The sequence below is a fragment of the Pedobacter sp. HMWF019 genome (assembly GCF_003061025.1).
In the GTDB taxonomy this organism is placed as follows: Bacteria; Bacteroidota; Bacteroidia; order Sphingobacteriales; family Sphingobacteriaceae; genus Pedobacter.
Genome location: NZ_QAIL01000184.1, coordinates 1 through 1,583, shown reverse-complemented (window position 1 = coordinate 1,583; position 1,583 = coordinate 1). Strand labels below are relative to the sequence as shown.

Genomic DNA, 1,583 nt, shown 5'->3' with positions numbered 1-1,583 from the left:
ATAAAGGGCTTTCCTCTACCAACCTCATTCAAAAAATAAATGTTAAATAATAAAGGGGGAATTTTCGTTGAAAATTCCCCCTTTTAAAATAAAAGACCAACTTAGAATTTAATACGCTATACGAATTGATTTTACAGCCTCTTATCTTTACAGCGCAAGTTTTACTTGCTTCTTCAAATTATAAAATTAATTAGGAACGTAAAATGATATTCCTTCTCGTAGATATCCACCTCCTCCAATCGTCGGGGCATTAACCGTTGACCAATAATGGTCTTTAACTGATAAGTTATTATAAACAAACACAGGTATTCTTCCAGCAGCTGATGACGGATAAGCATAAAAAGCTATTCCTTCTCGTACATATGCACCGCCTCCAATTGTAGGCTGATTATCTGGTGTGAAATAATGATCTTTAGCTGATAAGTTATTATAGACATAAATTGGCACAGCCCCTGTAGTCGGTTTTGAAAAAGCGTAAAATGCTATTCCTTCTCTTGCATAGGCACCTCCACCTATCGTAGGCTGATTATCTGGAGTAAAATAATGATCGTTAACTGAAGTATTATTATAAACATAAATAGGAACTTCGCCAAGCTCCTAAGGTTGAGAATCTTTTATATGCTTTTCAACCGCCGCCTTAACCAAGGCTTTTTTAACTGGATCAGCTATAAAATCATATAGAAAAACAGCCCTTCCAACATCAATTAAAGCCGCGTTTTTATCATTAACACTCTGCTGCCAGCTTGAAAAATTTATGTTTTCGGTTGTCCGCCCATCTTTATCAATTGATATACTTTGACCCGAATTTGTTCCCCCATAATATTTACCCGTATATTCTTTATCACTAGTTTCGCTTGTAATTTTTGTTATTTCCTCTTTACTCTTATCAGGACTTAGATTGACTCCGATACCAAGCACGCTAACCCCTAATCCTACCGATACCTTGGTTTTTTTCTCTTGTGTACTGCTGCTGGCAGATACAACTCCACGATAGTTAAACCTTAAACATCCCCCTATACTAATATCCAACATTACATGAGTACCATATCTTTTTACTAGATCATCAGCATTCTTAGTAGCTATGTTATTTATAAATTCTGGTGTTAAATATTGCATCAGTAATTGCATATCGGCGTCACCAGTAAACCTTATCCTTTTTACCCGTTGATATGCTTCGTAAGTTGCGTATGAATATTTACTAGAATAAGTATTTGTTGTTTGGTTAGAGCTGCTTGTTTTTAGACTTGCGGAAAAGTTTTTCTCTTTACCTTTCTCGGTACCTGCAATTTTAACATCACCTTTGCCGTCGAATGATTTAGTATTACTAACATCGTTAAGATAATCCAAAGCTGAATACCCAACATATAAACCAAATGTTCCCTCTATGGTACCATTGAGATCGATTCTAGTGTGATAGTCATTATCAAATTTTTCCACGTCAATAATTGGCGCGTCCGATACACTAGCAAGATCAAGCATATCGCCGGTAGCATCTAAGCCATAGCCTAACAAATCCCACTTCCCATCACCTCCTGAAAGCTTACTATTGCCCTTCGACAATATTTCTGAATCAGATTTAAGAG

At 36.3% G+C, this 1,583-nt stretch carries 2 protein-coding genes; both read right to left on the bottom strand.

The genetic code is table 11. The features are described 5' to 3' along the window. Positions 1–186 precede the first annotated feature (186 nt). Positions 187–447, bottom strand: a complete 261-nt coding sequence (locus DBR11_RS29375; protein ID WP_146186512.1) for a hypothetical protein — start codon at positions 445–447, stop codon at positions 187–189. Positions 448–597: 150 nt separating this feature from the next. Continuing rightward, a partial coding sequence (locus DBR11_RS11575) for an MAC/perforin domain-containing protein (protein ID WP_146186511.1) occupies positions 598–1,583 on the bottom strand: 986 nt, incomplete at its 5' end.